Below are 16,118 nucleotides of genomic sequence, written 5' to 3'. Positions count from 1 at the left end.
GTTATGACGGATGCGAATGGACGCCGGAACAAATGCGGGATTTCTTTAAGGAGCAGGGGCATTTTACCACTATCCCCACAGCGATACCAGGCTATGGCGGCGGCAAAGCGATTCCCAATGTTCTGACCATGAACGGCGAAAGCGCCAATAACCCCGCGATTAATGACGCGGCCTTGAATGATCCCGTTTCTCGCGCGGCTATTGACGTTATAGGCCGCCATATCTACGGAGACGTGCAGATACGTTACGCTAACGCTCTTGACAAAGAACCCAAAAGAGAAGTCTGGATGACCGAACACAACATCAACTCAGGCAACGCGACCGCCTACCCCAACGATTCCTTATGGAATTACGTGTGGCAGTTCTTGAACGACGTTGACATCAGCATAAGGCTGAACGACGAAAGCGCCTTTATATGGTGGTACTTGAAGAGGTTTTACAGCGTAATCGGAGACGGGGAGTACGGCACTTCTGAAAGCGTGGTGTACCCGCGCGGTTACGGTCTGTCCCACTACGCGAAGTTCAGCAAGGAAATGTGGCGCGTGGACGTGTCCGTACAAGGCTATGCGGCCGACGGAAAAACCGCTTTAAGCGTCGGCAAGAATGTAAACAACAGCCAATTTGACCGTAACAGCACCGCCGCGAAATTTACAGGTTTTATGTCGGATGACGGTAACACCTACAGCGTTGTTATGTGGACTCCCACCAACACAAACGGTTCGGGCGGTTTGGATATGGGAACAGTCAAGATTCAACTGCCGCAGGGGTTTGTCGCCAAAACCGCTACGGCAATGAGGTCTAACGCGAACGTAAAAGCCAAGACGGAAAAAGTTATATTAAGCGGCGACGGAACATCCGCGGTTATCATGCTGCCACGCAGTAATATCGTGTCGGTAAGGTTTACAAAATAAATTAGGAGTGGGAAGTGAGAAGTAAGAACATAAAAACAGCTTTGGCCTTCATCTTGGGCATTACGTTATGCGCCGGAGCTTTTGCGCAGGAATCGAAGTATCCGGATCAGGAAATAAAAATATCCGGTTACGCTAAAAGCGGCTTGTTGTGGACTAAGAGCCAGGATCAGGGAAGGGACGATATTACCGAAGGCGTGGCGTTGGGCAGTAAAGACGACGCGGGCAACGGACAGGGGCGTTTCCGGCTGGATTTGGACTATGCCGTCAAAAACATGGGCATTAAAACCCGCGTTGAATGGGACAATTGGATAGACACCGCGCCCCCTTGGAAGTACGCTTTTGCCTACGGAAATTTTCTTGAAGACCAGCTTACATTCTCGGTCGGCAAACTTGGCGCGTCTCCCTGGGGAACCGGCGGACCTGAAATGTGGAAGGAACTTGAAACCGCAAGCGGCGGCGGAATGCGCACAGAATGGAAGCCGTCTTTTATTCCCGGCTTAAACGCGGGATTTGTCTTAAATTTTTATGACAAGGGACGCGATCAGGGCTGGCCCAATGACAAGCCGATGACATTGATTGAGATTCTGCGTGAATCGGTGCTGGGCGTTTCCTATGACAACGACCTGTTTCTGTTCCGTTTCGCCTACCGTCTAGACGGCAATGTGGACAAGATACAGGGCAGCGGCGCGGAAACCAGCGACAAGGAAGACTCGCTGTTGTACCGCGTTGAAGAACGGGTTATACAAAAGTATCTGCCCGGTTTTCAGATTTGGGCGTTAGGTTTTTTAGAAGCGTTATACGACGAAGACCCAAGCTGCCAACTGTTTCAAAACTGGCTCTTTTTACAGTACGATCCCGAATATTTTACCGCCCAGGTGCGCCTTGGTTTTGACGTTGGCGACAAGAGGAGCGTGCTGCACATCAGGCCCAGTTTTTACTGGAAATTCCTTAACAACCAGTTGAGTGCCGGCGTTATGTTCTGGTACGGACAGGATTTCGGCGAAGGCAAGATGTATGAAGGTTCTCCGTTTCAGTTTATAGAAATCGAACCGAAAATACAGCTTAACTTTGGGTCGTCTTATGTCGCCTTTGCGTATAACTTCCGCAGGGCGTATTTGCATGAGTATCAGGCGAGCATAGACGCGGGAGTGGAGCCGATCAGGCAGTCCCAGTGGATAAACCTGCGCTTCTGCATGCAGTTATAGTGGTGGACAATCGCGCGTTGCGCGTCAAAATAATTTTTTTGTTGGGCAAAGCCTGACGGTGAGCTGCAAAGGACAGTATTCCTAATAGATTGAGGAGGGAGAGTAATGAGAAAGATTTTTAAAATCGGTATTGCCCTATTTGCGGCAATAGCAATTCTGGGCATTATCAGTTGCAGTAGCGGTTCTGATAAGCCTGAGAAAAAACCACCTGTACAACCTGGTGACACAAGTCTGAGTAGCGTTAAATTTGGCACAATTGAAGCGACACTTGGCACGCCGGCAGCCACGTTAAACGGCGTAACTGCGCACGGAAACGTTGTAATATTGCAGGCTAACACTACTGTTACGGCGACCGCGACGGACAGCGAAGCTGAAATTGGGTTTTGGACCTACAAAGCAGACGAAGACCCTGATTTTTGGCAGGATCCGGACACTTCTTTTGCGACAGGAGATATTCTGTGCATCGAAGTTAAAAATGGAAAAAACAAATCATATTACAAAATTGACATTACATTAGCGGACGTAGCCCTGGCAACATTAAATATTGGCGTTAAAACCGGCGTTACCATACCTGCGGCTGGAGCCACATGGCAGTCTGCCGTGCCTGGCACCGTTCTCTTTAGTTATGTTGTTGATAGACAACCTACTGGAGGATTACAGATAACGGCTACGCCTGTAACCGCAACGGGAACCGTAAAATACGGCCACGCTGTAGGAACTGAGGAACCCACCTTTAATGATACAAATACAATCACATTTGCAGACGGCGAATACCTCTATATAGAGGTAACTTCGGCGACCGGTGCCAAAGGGTACTACAAACTGCAAATTAACTTTATGCAGATTGGAGATATTTATTACGGAACCCAGGAATTCAACAGTGGCCATGATCAACCGTCGGATCTCACGGTCTGGGATAATTCGCAACTGCAAACCTACCCAATCGTTAAACTCTACAATAATGACTGCTCGGATGAATTCAAAGCGATTAGGGGAGGCGCCGCTCCTGAACCGGACGGAATACCCGGCAAAACCACGGCGTGGGCAAAGGCACTGTGGGACGAGGAAGGACTTACGGTATACGTTGACGTAACCGATCCTGACATGAGTGATACTGATAACGAACACAATACCGACTCTTTTGAGCTTTTTGTTAATGAAGGCCCGCTGGACGCTAACGGCGCCGGCGTATATTCCAACAGCAACCCCATTGGCGGCGGCAGTCAGTACAGGCTTGCGCTTAACGGCCAGGTATCAGGCGAAGGCGGATCACCCGCGGCAATGAGAGAACTGAATAAATGGGCTTCATGGAAGAAAGCGGATGGCAGCGGGTATATCGTTATTCTGAAAGCTCCGTGGAGGCTGAGAGAGAAATTCTTTGACGCAACAACCTACAGGAACGACTGGGAATTTGGTTTTGAACTTCAGATTAATACCGCGCCCGTAACCGGAAGCCGCTACGGCGTTATTGTGTGGAACAACGTTGACCATACCAACTACCAGAACGCCACCGACTACGGCAGGGCGGTACTGAAAGGCGGTCCCGCGACTCCGAGTTACCCGGCGTTGGCTCCTACTATTACTACCCAGCCGCAAGGCACGGTAAAAGCTATTGGGGAAACGTTTGACCTTACGGTAGCGGCTTCTACGCCCAAAGACGGCGGAACCATCAGCTATGAATGGTTTGAAGCGGATGCCGCCGATGGTGTAGGCACATCAGTTGGAGCAGGTACTCCCACAACAGGAGGAAGCACCTACAGCGGGACTTCTTCCGGAACTAAGTACTATTACGCAAATGTAAAGAATACGGTCGGCACACAGAGTACGATTACCAAATCAGCGGTGGCGGGCGTAATTGACGCGGCTACTGTTATTATGCCGACAAAGTGGGTGGACAAGGTTACGACCGTAAATACTAATGCGCCGGTGTACGGGTTTAACATACCTGCGGGTAAAAAGCTTAGCGATTTTACCAAAGTTAAATTCTCAGCCAAACTTGACGGAACAACCTACAATGCCCTAGAAAACAAAACACGTCGCGCGCGGGTATGGGGGCCCTATGATCCAACCAAGTGGGATGATCCTTCTAATACCTATAGCACTTCTGAGGGTCTGAAGAATACTACAAACGATGGATTACTCGCCAGTTCAGATGGGGGTACGGATTATTCGGATAAGGTTGATGAATGGAATGATTATGATTGGGCATTGAATGCTCTTAGCTCTAACCCGGCAACAGCCCAGAACGCAACAGGCGTTACCTTGCTGTCATTAGCGTTTGCGCCTCCGGGAGGCGGAAGCGGAGTTGTGACCTTCTATATTAGGGAAATCACGCTTGAAAACGCTGATGGCACTCTTGTTGTCCCGGCGCTGCATCCCGATCATCCGTTAGTATTACAAGGCTGGGGCGCAAACGCCTATGCTACACAGAACGGCAATGACAAGGTAACCCGCAAACTGTATGACTGGATCGATAAGGTAGACGTAACAAATACCGCAGTACCGGTGTTTGGATTTAATCTGCCTACCGGCGCAAAGCTCGGTGACTACACCAAAGTTAGTTATACGCTTAAAGCGGATTCTGCCGCAAACGCCCGTCTGCGGGTATGGGGCAATTATGGCGCCGGTGAGTGGGCTGATCCTACTGGTACTCCGCGCAATGGCAGCATGGGTAACGCGGGTGACGGTAAATTGATTGGTTCATCTGACGGCGGAACCGCCCTTACTACCGACTGGAAGACTGATTCAAGAACGTTCAATAATATTAATGCGGCTTTACAATGCGATAAGAACGCGACAGGCGTTGTTCTGTTGGCAATTGGACCGGTTGGTCCTGCCGGCGGAAGCTTAAGCGCAACTTACTACATCAAGGACATTACGCTTGAAAATGACGACGGCACTAAAGTTGTCAAGGCAATGCTGCCCAACCACATGTTACTGTGGGGCGGCAAAGGCGCGAAGGTCTTCGTTGCACAGGCCGGCACGGATAATGTTGTCCGTACGCTGCAAGAGATTGACTACGCGGATTATTAAAATGACGTAAAATCTGACCGCTTTCCTGACCACTTATAAGTGGTCAGGAAGCGGTCGGATTAAAGGCCGTCTGGTGCCTTTTTTGATGCCGTTTGACCGCTTGCAAAAAAGCGGTCAGACGATTAATATAAGCCTAATGGGGCTTAGGGGCGACTGACCGTTTCCTGACCTGTTTTAGTGTCAGGCAAGCGGGCAGACGCGTTCCGTAATTTTATCAGGCCGCCGCTGTGTTCAAATGACACTAGGGAGGGGGGCGGCTCAACGAAGCGCACACGGAGGAAAAAATGCGCTGTTGGCCTACCAAAGGATTAAAAAGCGGTCTTTACCGGGGATTAATCTTAAGGATTCCATAAACCTATTATGGATAAGGATTGAATAAAATTAGGAGAATTTGGTATGCGTAGTTAATGCGTAAAATCTACGTTCCAAAGTTTAATTTCTCATCATTATATCCGTTAAAATCGGTCAATTTTTATTTTTTTTCTTATATCACTCCCGCTTGCTTTTATTTTAACATTATGGTAAAATAATCTTATGGGCGGTATTTTGAAACCGCTTATTGGGAGGGGTAGCCTAAAGGCATTGCCTAAAGGCAGCGTTCTAATGGCGGTTGCCGTTTGAACGCATAATCAAAACCCATTCGTTGAATGGGGTGTTTTTAAAAACTATGGGGAAATTTATGCTTTTAACAAATAAAGAAAGAATGTCCATACTTGAGGATGTTTTTGAGAAATTTAGCATAGTGGTAGAACAGAAAAAAGTTGAACCTTCGGATTTGCTTGATTTCTACAGGAATATATTCCGCCTTTTTGCCGCGTGTTTAAAAAAGAACGATCTGCGCCTGTCATCCGACGAACCTTACGCGCTAGGAACTGTAGTAAGAATAATTTCACATTTAAAACTTCCCGACAATACTTACCGCGTAGTGTTTCAATGCGAATACCGGGGAACAATTATTTCACTCAATACGAATCAAGCTTATTCAATGGTAAGAGTGGAACCGGTTAAAACAATCGGTTTAAGCGAACCGTTAAGTTCGGAAGACCTAGGTTTAATGAGAAGCGTCCAAAAATCATTCTCCCAATACGCCGAATACTCGGGAAGAATAAATCCCGACACTCTTACCGCAGTTGAAAAATCGGAAGACCCGGAACGCCTCGCAAATCTTGTGTCTAACGCGGTAAATATTAAATCCGAGAAAAAAATAGAGCTTTTGGGGTATGCCGACACAAGGGAAAGATTTCTTGCGATCCTTGAAATGCTTGAAAAAGAAAATGAAATATACGGCATACAAAAAAATATTTCAGGCAAAGTAAGAAAACGGATGGACAAACGCCACCGTGAATATATCCTTAACGAACAGTTACGCGAAATTAACAAGGAGCTTGGCAAAGATAAAATAGAGGACGAATTTGCCATTCTTGAAAAAAGAATTACGGAAAAGAATCCTCCATCTGACGTTAAGGAAAAGGCGGAAAAAGAGATAAAAAGGCTTAGAAAACTCCAGCCCCTCTCCCCTGAAGCGGCGGTTTTACGGGGCTACCTTGAATGGATAGCCGACCTTCCATGGAGCAATTTCACGGCTGATTCCGTCAACCTTGCCGAAGCCGAGAAAATCTTAGATGAAGATCATTTTGGCATGAAGAAGGCAAAAGACCGTATAATTGAATTTATAGCGGTGCGGCAGTTACAGGCTGACGAAGCGCTTAATAACAAAACGTTAAAAGACGACTCTATTAAAGATGACGCGCTTAAAGACAACGCAATCAAAAATGAAGCTGTTAAAGACACGGTTAAAGATAATGCGAAATTATCAGTTCCCCATTCGGTAAAAGGGCCGATCCTCTGCTTTGTAGGGCCGCCCGGAACGGGGAAAACAAGCTTGGGTAAATCTGTCGCGCGCGCCTTGGGAAGAAATTTTGTGCGTATTTCACTGGGCGGCGTGCGCGACGAGGCGGAAATCAGGGGGCACCGAAAGACTTATGTGGGAGCTTTGCCCGGTAAAATTATTCAGTCCATGTGCAAGGCGGGAACGGTTAACCCCGTATTTTTGTTAGACGAAATCGACAAGCTTTCAAGCGATTTTCGCGGAGACCCCGCGTCCGCCTTGCTTGAAGTGCTTGATCCGGAACAAAACTCAACCTTTGTGGATCACTATCTTGAAGTTCAATACGATCTTTCCAAAGTAATGTTTTTAACTACCGCAAACTCTCTTCACTCCATTCCGTACCCCCTGCTTGACCGCATGGAAATAATCGAAGTTCCCGGTTACGGAGAAAATGAAAAACTGAGCATAGCCAAACAATTTTTAGTTCCCAAAGAGTTACGCGAAAATGGATTATCTTCGGCAAAAATCACATTCAGGGACGATACAATTAAGAACATTATCCGTTACTGGACAATGGAATCGGGAGTGCGCAACCTTGAACGAGAGACGGCGCGGTGCATAAGGCGCATAGCAAGGGACGCGGTGAATAAAGGTTACGGCAAGGATAAGCCCGTATCTGAATATAATAAAATTGTTACGCCTTCAAACCTTGAAAAATTACTTGGCAAGAAAAAATACAAACGGGATGTCGTATTCAGGGAAGCGCGGGTCGGCGTAACTTACGGTCTTGCGTGGACGGAAACGGGCGGAACCATTCTGCCTGTCGAGACAATCCGCTATTCAGGAACAGGAGAGCTTGTCATAACTGGAAATCTAGGCGACGTAATGAAGGAAAGCGCGAGAATCGCCCTTTCCTATTTGCGCAGTACCGGAAACAAATACAATTTCCTTGCGAAAGATTTATTAAAAACCGATTTCCACATCCACGTTCCCGAAGGCGCAATCCCCAAGGACGGACCTTCCGCCGGCATCACGCTCGCATCTTCCTTGCTCTCCACTCTTTGCAAAGTTCCGCCGCGCACCTGCATCGCCATGACAGGCGAGCTTACCCTCACGGGAAGAGTTCTTCCCATTGGCGGCTTAAAAGAAAAACTGCTTGCCGCCATCAGAAACGGCATGGAAAAAGTGATACTCCCCAAAGATAACGAAGAAGACTGGAACGAGCTGGACAAAGACATCCGCTCTTCATTAATTATCGAATTCGCCGAAACCGCCGCCGACGTATTCAATCTGCTTTTTGATTCAAGAATATTAAAAAAGTCCTGATTTTATTCAAGAAGAACTCACACAAAGATCAAGAGGGGAACCTTCGCCGCATTCGCGGCTCGGTTGAGGTTCACAAAGGTTAGAAGAACACAAAGGGAAGAAGGGTGTTTCTGTCCGTTATCTGATCGTGAAGCCCACGCATAGATTAATAACAACAACCCCACTCCCCATTCCCTACTCCCCACTCCCTATTTACGCAACTCCGCTTCCATCGCCTTTACAATGTCAGAAGCAAGGGGCATATCGGGGGGATGGTCTCCTGAGGCGGGGACGGTTACGGGGGGGTAAAATTCCCACGCTTCGCGGATGGGGTATAGGGTGGCTTGTGAGCCGTAGCGTTTCCATTCACTTGCGCCGATTCGGGATGCGCGTGTAAATCCTTCGCCGGGGACGGTTATTTCTACGGGCATCCAGCGTTTGCCGTCAAGTTCGATTATGTCAGAGCTGCCCTTGCGCCATGCGTCATCGCCAACTTCAAAGGCGAGGTACAGGTGTCCGGGGACAGTGATGAAAGCGGTTTCTATATCAATAGCTTCGAGTAATGAGCAAAAAAGAATTGAAAGGTAGGTGCAGTCGCCGCCCCGGTAGTATAAAGCCTGATAGGGGTAGCTGACATTATCAAGAGCGGCCTCGTTAGCTGAAAGGCTTTTGTAGGACGTCGCTGGAACTACCACATAACTTATGCCGTACAGGCGCAGGGCTTCAAACATGGCGGCGGCATAGCGGACGTTCTTTGGGGTAGCGGCGGAAGAACCGCTTCCCGACAATTCCTGCGCCTGAATCGCGCTTGCCACATAACGGGAAAATATGCGGACTGAACTGTCGCGGGGAGAGACAAAAGCCGCGGCGCGGCGGTCGTCTTCCCAACTGAAAGCGTTACGGTGAAATAGGGGCATTTGTACGACTGACACGCTTTCTTTTTTCGCGCCCAAACTGCGGTATTGAATTTGAATAACGCCCGCCGCGTTTACATTTTCAATCAGATTAATCAAAACTTCATTAAAAAGCGCGGTTACGGGAACCTCCACGGTTTCCCCGCTTGCGACTCTGGGCAGGTTTGCAAACGCCCAAGGCTGGCTCATATAGCTGTCCATATAAAAAGAAAGGGTTACGTCCGTAATGGCGTTAGGCTCATCATTATAAATTTTCACTTTCGCGATAGGGTTATGCTCATACCACGCCCATGAAACGGGAAACACGCGGTACTGTTCGGTTTTTTCTATTCTTATACGCGCCCTTCCGCCCATTATTTCAGAGAGGTTGAGCCTTATGCCCGTTATTGCATTTATGGAAGAAATTGGCTTAGGCGGGTCATAAAGGCGGTAATTGTAGACGCCTTCGGCAAAAAACGAAAGATACGGCAAGACGTGAAATTCAGCGCCCAGATTAAAAGACGCCATTGCTTTTGCCGCGCTCAAATCGCCTCTTGAATACTGATAAACGCCGCCGCCTATTCCGGCGCGGAAAGCCCAACGGTCTAACGGCTGCCAACGCAAAAACGGGCCTATTTTGCCTTCAAATATAGTAAGCGGCTCTCCTATCTGCGCGTTAATGCTTGAAAATCCGCCTCCCGCGCTCAATCCAAAATTAAAATTTTTGGCAAAAGACAAAAACGACCAATCAAGAGAAACAGCCGCTCCCATACCTGAATTTAAATAATCAACGCCAACGGGCATTTCAAAAGTCGGAGCGATGGAGAGCGAAAACTCATCTTCCGCAAAAAGAGAATGAGCAATGAGCAATGAGCAATTAACAATGAATAAAAGAAACCGTTTTTTCATAAATCAATTCCTATATATGTTGATATTTTTCTATTTATTTTGTAGTTTATAAATGAAATGAATGTTGTTCTTGATAAAAGTAAAAAGTTTGCAATAAAAATATATAACTTATATAAACATCTCTGTGAAGAAAAACATGAATATGTATTTGCCAAACAGCTATTGAGAGCCGGAACTTCAATAGGCGCGAATTTAACTGAAGACCAATACTCTGTTAGCCGAAAAGAATTTTTATTTAAAACATCAATTTCATTAAAGGAATGCGCTGAAACTGAATACTGGCTTGACTTGCTCAAAGAAACCAACCTCCTTTCTCAAACTGAATACGACAACATATTAGAAGACTGCAAAGAACTTTTACGCCTTCTAATTTCCATTACAAAAACAACAAAAACATTTAGCAATTAACGATTAGCAATTAGCAATTAACAATTAGCAATTAACAATTAGCAATGCTATTGTTCGTAATCTTTACGTTTATCTACACGCTAAGTTTACTAACCTCGCTCATTTCTCATTGCTCATTTCTCATTGCTCATTCCTCATTCCTCATTGCTCATTGCTAACTTCTCACTTCTCCGTTAAATTATTTACCGCGTCCCAGCTATCGGGGGGCGGAGCTGTTTCGTATTTCGCGCAACGGCCAGCGTACAATTCAGCCACTTTGTCATCGGGTTTTTTCTCCATGATAGATTTAAACAGTCCCAACGCTTCTTTGAAATTCCGCTGTTCATACAGATCAATCGCTTTTTCCCACCGCTCTATCGCTTCTTTAATCTTTGCTAATTGCCCATTGCTCATTGCTAATTGCTCATTGCTCATTGCTAATTGCTCATTGCTCATTAATTGATAATTGCTCATTGATAATTGTTCATCGTTAATTGCAAGCAGTTCATACAGGCGCAATGGCGTATTGATCCCCACCACCCGCACGCGGTCAAGACGGCGAAGCAGGAATTCTTCACCTAACTTCGCCCTTGTGTATTCGCTTATCAGTATGCCGCCAGTGTGGTACTGTTTATTCACTCCCTCCAGGCGGGCGGCAAGGTTTACCGCGTTGCCCATGATCGTGTAGTCCATTTTATTTTCAGCGCCCATGTTGCCTACGACCATTTCGCCCGTGTTGATGCCTATGCGTGTAAAAAGCACAGAGGGGCTTAACTTTTCTTCCATTACAACCTTGTTCAATTCCCGCTCCGCAGACTTCATCGCAAGGGCGCTTCGGCAGGCAAGGGACGGGTGGTTTTCGCGGAATACGGGAGCTCCAAAAAACGCGATTATCGCGTCCCCTTCGTATTTGTCAATAGTCCCCAAGTTTTCCATTATGATGTTGCTCATCGCTGTCAGATAACGGTTTAACAGTTGGACAAGGCGGACGGGATCAAGTTTTTCGGAAATTGTAGAAAAGCCCTGAATGTCGGTAAATATCGCCGTCATTTCCCGTTTTTCGCCGCCGAGGTTCAATTTGTTGGGGTCATTTATAAGTTCCGTAATAACTTCGGGGGCAAGGTAGCGGGAGAACGCGTTATGCAAAAACGCTTTTTCTCTGCTGGCTGTCAGGAATTTGAGCGCCATCATCGAAATAAAAGTAATGGAAGTGGCGGCTAACGGCACTGCAAAACCGACGTATATTTTGGTTATCATAAAAAACGCAGAAAAGGCGCCACTTAGCAGGAATAAACCGGATACGCCTGTTATTATTGACATCTTGTTGCCGAAACGGCTTAAAAGAAAACCTATTAAAAGGGAATATAAAAGGGCGATAATTGCAGGAATTAATTTGGGCGTATCGCTTAAAAATTCACCGGAAAGCATCATGTTTGCGGCAACCGCGTAAGTGCCTACGTTGGGGTAATTTTCCTGAAAAGCAATAAGACCGTTATCTGTCATTGACGTTGCGTCCGCGCCGATGACGCAGAAACTGTCCCGCAAAACGCCTGAGTCTTTTCTGATTACCGCCATGCGGTTAAACTGGCCTCGGCACGCGTCAAATAATTCACGGACAAAATCAGCAGTATCAACATCATCGCCTACGTCTGCAAGTATGGCTTTTTCATAATTGCCGTTAAGAAAAGCCGCGCAGGAACTGAAAAAATTTTTCCGCGCAATCAGCCAATCCGCGCTTGCTGCGGCGTTTTCGGAAAGGGACGCGTTTTTAATATCTTCCGCCTCAAGGTAGTATTCCCATGGATTAGGCCCGTTATCCCAATAAGAGAAAAAACCGGAATCGCTCATCGTGGAAATGTTACTCGCAAACACAGGCTCAATTACAGTATGCTGTATCAACTGTATAAGCGACATAATTTTATAATCATAAAATGATTTTTTGGGCCACTTTAAGAGCATGGCGCCGTCCTGTGCGCGCGGGATACGCAGTTTTCCATCGGTTTTAATCAAAGTAATGGCTTTATTGGAAACTTCTATCGACGTATAGCCTAATTTTTCCTTCATTCCCATAAGAGCCAAATGCCCGTAATAGGCGCCCTTGTATTTTACCAAAAGATTTATCCGCCGCCTAAACCCGTCAATATCAGGGGAGGCGTTTACAAAGCCCGCGCCTTTCGCCCTGCTCATCAGTTTGAAAATAGCGGGCATTACGCCTGCCATATCGGGCGTTTTACGGTCTCCCTTATTAACCACGTCTTCCAACGCGATATATTCGTTAAGGTATTGGTCTATCTGTGCGTTAGCTGCAATTTCACCGCCCTCAAAAATGTCTTCCTGACGGAGCATGGTCAATGTAAGCCACGAATTATCGGAAAAAGCCAAAGCCTGGGCAAAGTATTCGTCAACATCCCTAGTTAGAATGGAGAGGGATGTTTCCAATTCGCCCCTTACGCTCGCGTAAAGGCTTTCCATGTCTTTTTTGTATAGTTCGCGCTCGCTGTTGCTTGTTCTAGGGCCGATTGCGTCAATTACCGTAATTGAAGCTTCGTCCAACAGGGTAAAATTTTTATCAAGATAGTTGCCAAATACTTCAGCCGCGTACTGGGGATCAAGCCGATAGGGGCTTTCGTCAAGGTAACTCAAGTCGAAGGCGATTGTCTGCACTCCAAGTTCTTTCAGCAGTATAACCACATCGGCCATTACTTCGCGCCGGAAGGGGAAACCGCCGGCGTAACTTATTGAATCGTCATCTAACGTCAGGACAAAAACTTTTTCGTTCTCTGTCAGCGACGGCAAAAAGCGCAGAAAAAGATCGAAAAACTTGTTATCCAGCGAAGTGAGAAATAAAAGAGACGATACTGCGAATGCGGCAATGGTTACCCTAATAAAAGATTTAGTTTGCTTGGTCTTTGCCATTTTTTTATCCAATTAACAATGAGCAATTAGAAATTAGCAATGAGCAACTATCAATGAGCAATTATCAATTAGCAATGAGCAATGTTATTGTTCGCAATCTTAGCGTTTACTACACGCTACGCTTACTAACCTCGCTCATTGTTCATTGCTCATTGCTCATTGTTCATTGCTACCCTACTCCGCAGCTATGTCTTCGCCTTGGGCGGCTTCGCTGGCGCGGGCGGAAGCTGTTGACGCCTGAGCGGTTGTTCTGTTGACGGCGCCGGTATCCGTCTTTGCAACGCTTCCGGTAATTTTCACAGTAGATGCAGTGGCCACCTCGGACACCTTGCCGTTGCGGGCTGCCGCAATGTTCAACGTTTTATCCCCGTCTTTCAGCACAAGTGACGCGCCTACGCCGGTATGGATAATTGTATCAGCGGTAACGGTATCACCAATTTTTAAATCAACGTTATTGCCGCCTTTTTCCTGCTGAACACGCCCCGTAACGCTCTGTACGGTGTAACTCTGCGCAAATACGCAGACTGCCATGACGCACATCATAGCAATTAAAATCACAATCCTCTTCATAAAATCCTCCTCAATATTATATTTTTGGCTAACAGCCAAAATCAATTAACAATTAACAATTAGCAATTAACAATGTTATTGTTCGCAATCTTAGCGTTTGCCAACACGCTACGCTTACTAACTTCGCTCATTGCTCACTGCTCACTGCTCATTGCTCATTGCTCATTCCTCACTGCTCATTCTCCTATTTGTTCTCCGCAATTTGTTCCAAACCGCGAAGGGCGGTGGTGTTTTTAGCGTCCTTTGATAACGCTTGACGGAACCAGCGTTCCGCCGTGGCGTAATCCTTTTCGCTCAGGGCAAGGTTGCCTCGGTTGGTCATTGCAGGGACTGAACCCATGCCGGCGGCGCGTTCGTAACTTGCCTTTCCATCGGCTATCCGACCGGCGCGTACTTGTAAAATTCCCAGCCTGTTATGCAACGCCGCCGTAGGAGCCGCGCTGACGCGAGTCAGCACCTGATTTAATAACGGCTGTATTTCTGCGGAAATATATAGCTGCATTGCGCGGTTCACTTCCCTTCCCGCCACAGCCGCGTCAGTGCGCACAGGACGGCCTCCCTGTTCGGGAAACGGCGCAGGCGGGTAAACTGACCATGCGTCTTCTACTATGACAAAATCGGCAGTTTTCCCAGCCTTAAAATTATCATTTAACACCGCGACACCCTTCGTCCACACGGCGGTAAAACCTTCATTAAACGCGGTCATTGACAAGGGCAGCCATACTCTGTCGTCAATTATCAGTACCTTTCCAATGCCGCCGAATCCGGTGCCGCCGCTGAATAGGGTTTCCGCGGCGCTTGAGTTTATGTTCAGCGAAACGGCCACCAGAAAATCATCTTCCGTTTGAACAAACGCGGCGGGAATTCCTACGCTTTCAAGACATCCAGCGACAAGCAACGCAAGGTCTCTGGAGTTGCCGCTTCTGAAAGACAATGTTTCCGCAGGAAACTGCGCCTCAGTTTTATCAGAGTATGTCTTTCCAAGTATGATGCCGCTGGCTCTTAATCCTTCAATAAGCCATATCGCATACTGAAAATTCGGATTGTGTCCAATTCTGCGGTCGTTCCTCGACAGCCCTGCGATAAATTTCGCATAATCAACCGTTTCGGGAGACGTGGGGGAAATAAAAGCGGCAAGAGCAGCCGCGTCCCCTTCCGTCACCATGTTGCGGTTGTTAGCTGCCAAGATGACGGAACGCGCAGCTTCCATCTCTTTGCCAAGGAATTTGTAGCGTATGACAACTTCGCCTAAAATGCGGCCTTTGTCGGTAAAACGTAAAATCTCTGATGAAAAATCAGCTAACAAGGGAATCGTGGCGTTTCGTCCTCGCGCTATAAACGGAATGTTTCCGCAGGGGAATTCCGACGCCGTATAGGGGGAAGCGCGGAAACTTACCCGCACGTCCCTGATTTCGGCGTTCTCGTTGTTGCGGATAACAAGCGAGCCAATGGCGTTTTTTTGGTACAACTGCATGAAAGCCGGGTACACCGGCCCGTACTGGTCAAAATTAACTCCTACTGTTTCACGGTTTTTGTTATTGCCAGTCTGAATGCTAAACTGCGCCGTCAATCCCGCATATAAACCTGAAATAAATAAATCGTTATTCTCTAACTGATATTGCCGCCATCCGCCGTTAGCTGAAATGGTAAAGCCGGGCGTAAAACGGAAGCCTAGCTCTCCGCCGCCGCGCAAATACATTCCTATATCGCCTGAATTTCCGTCAAGGCTTGGAATGTACGCGCCGACAGAGCCGTCAATTCTGACAAAGAGACGCGAAAGCGGGAAACAGTACAGTCCCACGCCGCCGCCCACTGAATAAATATTGATGCTTTTATCGCCTTCGCCCTGAATTTTGCTGAACAACATTCCGCCCTCGACACCTAATGTGTAGCCGATGCCTGCCGCATTTGGCCAGACGGTTGACAAGTCAATTTCAAAGCCTATATCGCCGCCGCCGCCTATGCCGTACATGGCGTTGCCCTCGACGGATGTAACGCTATCAGACGGAAGGTAGACAAAGCCACGGGGGCGGATATTAAAATCAACTCCAAAGAGCAATGAGCAATTAACAGTGAACAATAGAAGAATGAGGAATGAAGAATTAGCAATGAGCAATGAGCAATGAGCAATTATTTTTGACCGTAGACTTGCCCATTCTCT

9 protein-coding genes are annotated in these 16,118 nt (G+C 47.2%); 5 read left to right on the top strand and 4 right to left on the bottom strand.

Annotated features, from left to right (window positions below):
* From ACYVRH_RS06230 to lon, 4 genes are all read left to right on the top strand, one after another.
* Positions 1-911, top strand: a 911-nt coding sequence (locus tag ACYVRH_RS06230; protein ID WP_461256063.1) for a glycoside hydrolase, incomplete at its 5' end; no start/stop codon positions are given.
* Positions 912-925: 14 nt separating this feature from the next.
* Complete coding sequence (locus ACYVRH_RS06225; RefSeq protein WP_461256062.1) at positions 926-2,116, top strand: hypothetical protein; 1,191 nt, start codon at positions 926-928, stop codon at positions 2,114-2,116.
* A 105-nt stretch (positions 2,117-2,221) separates the two neighbouring features.
* Entirely contained in the window at positions 2,222-5,149 is a 2,928-nt protein-coding gene (locus ACYVRH_RS06220; RefSeq protein ID WP_461256061.1) for a sugar-binding protein, read from the top strand.
* Positions 5,150-5,828: 679 nt separating this feature from the next.
* The gene (gene lon, locus ACYVRH_RS06215; protein WP_461256060.1) at positions 5,829-8,303 is read left to right on the top strand and encodes an endopeptidase La; all 2,475 of its coding nucleotides are present in this window, start codon (positions 5,829-5,831) and stop codon (positions 8,301-8,303) included.
* A gap of 188 nt (positions 8,304-8,491) precedes the next feature.
* On the opposite strand, the gene ACYVRH_RS06210 is transcribed toward lon, so the two are convergent.
* Positions 8,492-10,084, bottom strand: a complete 1,593-nt coding sequence (locus ACYVRH_RS06210) for a transglutaminase-like domain-containing protein (protein ID WP_461256059.1) — start codon at positions 10,082-10,084, stop codon at positions 8,492-8,494.
* 57 nt (positions 10,085-10,141) lie between these two features.
* On the opposite strand from ACYVRH_RS06210, the gene ACYVRH_RS06205 reads away from it, so the two are divergent.
* Positions 10,142-10,492, top strand: a complete 351-nt coding sequence (locus ACYVRH_RS06205; RefSeq protein WP_461256058.1) for a four helix bundle protein — start codon at positions 10,142-10,144, stop codon at positions 10,490-10,492.
* 162 nt (positions 10,493-10,654) lie between these two features.
* On the opposite strand, the gene ACYVRH_RS06200 is transcribed toward ACYVRH_RS06205, so the two are convergent.
* The 3 genes from ACYVRH_RS06200 to ACYVRH_RS06190 all read right to left on the bottom strand — a co-directional run bounded on the left by ACYVRH_RS06200 (position 10,655) and on the right by ACYVRH_RS06190 (position 16,016).
* Complete coding sequence (locus ACYVRH_RS06200; RefSeq protein ID WP_461256057.1) at positions 10,655-13,387, bottom strand: CHASE2 domain-containing protein; 2,733 nt, start codon at positions 13,385-13,387, stop codon at positions 10,655-10,657.
* Between the two features lie 174 nt (positions 13,388-13,561).
* Positions 13,562-13,957 carry a hypothetical protein gene (locus ACYVRH_RS06195; RefSeq protein ID WP_461256056.1) on the bottom strand — a complete coding sequence of 132 codons (396 nt, stop codon included), beginning with the start codon at positions 13,955-13,957 and terminating at the stop codon, positions 13,562-13,564.
* A gap of 184 nt (positions 13,958-14,141) precedes the next feature.
* Positions 14,142-16,016 (bottom strand): tetratricopeptide repeat protein, encoded by a 1,875-nt coding sequence (locus tag ACYVRH_RS06190; RefSeq protein ID WP_461256055.1) that lies wholly within the window; start codon positions 16,014-16,016, stop codon positions 14,142-14,144.
* Between the last annotated feature and the right edge of the window lie 102 nt (positions 16,017-16,118).

The sequence above is a fragment of the Treponema sp. R80B11-R83G3 genome (assembly GCF_054786115.1).
Note: the sequence above shows the minus strand (reverse complement) of the source record. Positions and strands in the feature narration are given on the sequence as shown.

Excerpts from the sequence above, each read along its gene's own strand:
- ACYVRH_RS06220 (WP_461256061.1), top strand. The coding sequence starts at position 2,222 with ATGAGAAAGATTTTTAAAATCGGTATTGCCCTATTTGCGGCAATAGCA.
- lon (WP_461256060.1), top strand. The coding sequence starts at position 5,829 with ATGCTTTTAACAAATAAAGAAAGAATGTCCATACTTGAGGATGTTTTT.
- ACYVRH_RS06210 (WP_461256059.1), bottom strand. The coding sequence starts at position 10,084 with ATGAAAAAACGGTTTCTTTTATTCATTGTTAATTGCTCATTGCTCATT.
- ACYVRH_RS06205 (WP_461256058.1), top strand. The coding sequence starts at position 10,142 with ATGAATGTTGTTCTTGATAAAAGTAAAAAGTTTGCAATAAAAATATAT.
- ACYVRH_RS06200 (WP_461256057.1), bottom strand. The coding sequence starts at position 13,387 with ATGGCAAAGACCAAGCAAACTAAATCTTTTATTAGGGTAACCATTGCC.
- ACYVRH_RS06195 (WP_461256056.1), bottom strand. The coding sequence starts at position 13,957 with ATGAAGAGGATTGTGATTTTAATTGCTATGATGTGCGTCATGGCAGTC.